General features: G+C 47.8%; 2 protein-coding genes. Both read left to right on the plus strand.

Translation table 11 applies throughout. The features are described from left to right. A partial coding sequence (locus F6K51_RS36590; RefSeq protein WP_293030892.1) for a fatty acyl-AMP ligase occupies positions 1 to 1,502 on the plus strand: 1,502 nt, incomplete at its 5' end. Positions 1,503 to 1,737: 235 nt separating this feature from the next. Beyond that, on the plus strand, positions 1,738 to 1,832 hold a 95-nt coding region (locus F6K51_RS36595; protein WP_293030894.1), incomplete at its 3' end, for an RRXRR domain-containing protein.

A 1,832-nucleotide genomic window follows, 5' to 3' on the forward strand; every position in this document is an offset into this window, starting at 1 on the left:
CTGCCTTTTTTGGGTGCTTGTACGCTGGCGAAATTGCCGTGCCCGCTTATCCACCACCCCGACGCAGTCACAATCTCTCTAGGTTATTAGCGATCGCATCAGATGCAGAGGCGTTGTTTGCCCTAACTACCACATCTCTATTGACCGAGTTAACCAGTCGCTTTGCCCAGCATCCAGCTCTGGGGAGGCTGCACCTGCTTGCTACCAATAAATGCGATTGCGACCAAGGCTTGGACTGGTCTGAACCAACCCTAGACAGCAGTAGCCTGGCTTTTCTCCAGTACACCTCCGGTTCTACGGGAACACCCAAGGGAGTGATGGTGAGTCACGGTAATCTGCTACACAATGAGCGGATGATTAAGCAAGCCTTCGGACATAATAGCCAGCAAACAAGTGTAGTAGGTTGGTTGCCGACTTTCCACGACATGGGACTGATTGGAAATGTATTGCAGCCCTTGTATTTGGGCATAAGAGCAATTCTTATCTCACCCCTGGCATTTCTCCAGCAACCTATCTTTTGGCTACAAACCATTTCACGATACCAAGCTACTACTAGTGGCGGCCCCAATTTTGCTTATGACCTGTGCGTTCGTAAAGTTAAGCCAGACCAGTTGGCTACTCTAGATCTGAGCAGCTGGGATGTGGCTTTTACAGGAGCAGAACCAGTCCGTGCCGAGACTCTAGAGCAGTTTGCTGCTAAATTTGGCCCCTGTGGCTTCCGAAAAGAGGCGTTTTACCCCTGCTATGGCATGGCAGAAGCGACGTTATTTGTGTCTGGGGGGTTGAAAACAGAGCAACCAGTTATCTGTTCGCTTGATGGGAAAGCATTAGAGCAAAATAAAGTAATACCCGTCTGTAGCGAGGTTACAGGTCTCCGTAAGGTTGTAGGTTGTGGCCAGTCATGGTTAGACCAAAAAATTGCCATCGTTGACCCTGAATCCTTAAAGCTATGCGCTGATAACCAAGTAGGAGAAATTTGGGTGTCCGGTGCCAGTGTAGCTGGTGGCTATTGGCAGAAACCAAAGGAAACAAAACAGACGTTTCATGGCTACATAGCAGATACAGGAAAAGGTCCATTTATGCGGACTGGAGACCTAGGATTTGTAAACAATGGAGAACTATTTGTTACAGGTCGCCTCAAGGATGTTATTATCATTCGCGGTCGCAATCATTATCCCCAAGATATTGAACTGACGGTGGAGCGGAGTCATCTTGCTTTACGACCAGCTTCAGGAGCAGCTTTTGTAATGGAGGTCAACGGTGAACAGCGACTAGTCATTGTTCAGGAAGTAGAGCGGACTTACCTACGAAAGTTAGACACACAGGAGGTAGTCAGACATATTCGTCGGGCAGTAGCATCTGACCACGAACTGCAGGTTCATGATGTAGCACTGTTAAAACCTGGGAGTATCCCTAAGACTTCCAGTGGCAAGATTCAGCGTCATCGTTGTCGAGCTAATTTTCTCAGTCAACAACTCACCGCTAAGTCCTTCAGACTATAGCGGGAGCTTGTTAAAAGCTCATAGTTGACCAGACTAAGCTCTAAGCGAGCTACGTTATCTAGCTCATGACACCTACAAATGCGTGCCAGTTTGTAGCAACTGTCGTACAGCTTTAAACAGGTGTAACGAGTTAAGCCAGTGAGCTGTACCGAACAAAGCTAGATAACATTGTCGTTCGCGCAAGCGTGTGCTTTGCACAGGCAAACTTTACCCACATTGTGGAGTGTTCAAAGTAATGCGAGTTTTCGTTCTAGATCAAAATAAGAAACCACTGGATCCATGCCACCCGGCACGAGCAAGAGAGCTATTGAACATGGGAAGGGCTAAAGA

The organism is Moorena sp. SIO3I8 (assembly GCF_010692325.1).
Lineage (GTDB): Bacteria > Cyanobacteriota > Cyanobacteriia > Cyanobacteriales > Coleofasciculaceae > Moorena.